This is a genomic window from Methanobrevibacter sp. (genome assembly GCF_045611865.1).
GTDB lineage: Archaea > Methanobacteriota > Methanobacteria > Methanobacteriales > Methanobacteriaceae > Methanocatella.
The window spans coordinates 1-2,313 of sequence record NZ_JAZKXX010000043.1 but is presented as its reverse complement, the minus strand read 5'-3'; the positions used below and the strand labels follow the sequence as shown (position 1 = coordinate 2,313).

The 2,313-nt window shown below is 29.7% G+C and carries 1 protein-coding gene and 1 pseudogene; both read right to left on the bottom strand.

The features are described 5' to 3' along the window. A partial coding sequence (locus tag ACKI32_RS04645; protein ID WP_407413982.1) for an ATP-binding protein occupies nucleotides 1–1,111 on the bottom strand: 1,111 nt, incomplete at its 3' end. 882 nt (nucleotides 1,112–1,993) lie between these two features. Then, nucleotides 1,994–2,313: pseudogene (locus tag ACKI32_RS04640) on the bottom strand (hypothetical protein); the annotation flags it as partial.

The window sequence follows — 2,313 nt, the reverse complement described above, 5'->3', positions numbered from 1 at the left end:
TACTTCCTAATTTAAATTCTATTAATGCATAATCTTCATTTTTTAAAGTTAATACACAATCACATTCCAAGCCGTAACGGTCTCTATAGTAAAATACTTGTCCTCCCATTGATGAAGTGTATGCTGATAAATCTCTCATGCATAAGTTTTCAAATATATGTCCGAAAGTATCTAGGTCGAACAGTAATCCCTCTGGGTCTAAATTTAACAGAACTGTTGCTATTGACGGGTCGATGAATTCTCGTTTATCTGATGATTTCATTGCAGATTTTGATCGTATATTTGGATTCCAGGCAGGAATGTCTACAGTGACAAATAATTTTGATAGTGCTTTTAGATAATCGTCCAATGTGGAATAAGCCATGTCTGGATAATTTCCCTTAACATCTTTTAAGATTGTTTGTTTTGTTGCTTCTGTGGAATTGTTTCTTGCATATGATCTTAATATTTTTTTAGCTCGGTTTGGGTCTCTTTTAACTCTATCAACTGTGGATATGTCTGATTTGCAAATGTTGTCCACATAATTTTCGGCAACAAATAACTGTGCTTCCCTATCAGTTTGTATGATGCTTTCTGGCCAACCTCCTCGGCATGTTGCAAATGCTAAATCTTCAATTGTTAAATCTGATTCAATTCCATCAATATTCATGTCAGGATTCTTAAATAATTCTAAAATTGATATTCTGCCGTTAGATTCTTTACTTTCATATAAACTCATAGGTAACATTGTCATTCTGTTTACTCGTCCAGTTCCCGTATGCATAATCTCATCATTGTTTATGCTTGTTGAACCTGTAAGGATGAATTGTCCGTATCCGGGAGTGTTGTCTATTTTTGTTCTTACGGCATCCCACAATACTGGTGCGACCTGCCATTCATCAATTAATCGGGGGGTTTCGCCTTCTAATAATTTTGAAGGCATTATTTCAGCTAATTCTAAATAGTTCTGTCTATTGTCTGGGTCTTGTAGTTGTAAAATACTTTTGGCATGTTGTTTTGCTGTTGTTGTTTTACCGCACCATTTAGGACCTTCAATAACAACTGCACCTACCATTTTAAGTCTTTTTTCAATAGTTTCATCAAGTATTCTTTTATAATATAATTCTGACATGTTTTGTCAACCTCATTAAACTATATTTTTGTGGTTTTCTACACTATAAATTTGTGCTTTTTCATACTATATTTTTGTGGTTTTCTACACTATAAATTTGTGCTTTTTTTCATTTTTAAATTTACTCATATTTGGATTGATGGTTTCTAATTTCAATTATGATGGCTGTTTGAAGAGCAATGTTACATTTCCAATCTAGTATTTTAATCGCTTTAGGAATACTTTCACGTTTAAGCATTTTTCCAAAATTATGTCCATGTAGCTACATCAATTCATTTAATTACCATTAATAAGTAATTGAAAATTCATAAGCTTGTCTGAAATAACCAATTGGAAATTCATAAGGTTACCTTTCTTGAAGCATATTTTGGTAAAAATGTGGAAAAAACAATTTTGTATAAAACATCATACAAACTTAATTTTCATGGTTAAAGGATTTAAGGAGTAGTATTTGCAATTTCAACAAATAAATTATGGTAACTATTTAAAATGAAGTGTTGATATTGAAATTGATGTTTACAATAATGCTAAAATAACTAACTTTATATACTATAAGAAATTAAAATAACATTTAGTAACTAAAAGTTACTGTACTGATTTTCATAAGGTTACCACTTTTCCGTGGACAATTTATGGAATACTGTATTATCCTTATCAGTATTAAATATTACTTTTGTTTGAGTAGTAATGAACAAATATAAATTCATATAGTTGCCTAAAGAAATAAATAAAATTCTTTGTTATGATGATTTTACATGATTGTTTAGGTATAGTATGTATAAACAGCTTGTTTTGCTACTATTAATTTCATATTCTATGTTTCCAATGAATTTTGGATTATAGTTTACTTTTTGGATATTCAAAATGTTTTTTAATAGGATGTTATCTTAAACATCCTATTGGAATGATTTTTACTCCATCTTTTCTTGTTTTGGCAAATTTTCCTCCGGTTATTACTGCTAAAAATTTTGGCTCTTTGATATATAAATCAGTTTCTGAAATTGTTTTTTTAATGAGACTATTCAGTTTTAATAAGTTTTTTGCTCCTTTTTCGATTTTTGTACTTCCTAATTTAAATTCTATTAATGCATAATCTTCATTTTTTAAAGTTAATACACAATCACATTCCAAGCCGTAACGGTCTCTATAGTAAAATACTTGTCCTCCCATTGATGAAGTGTATGCTGATAAATCTCTCATGC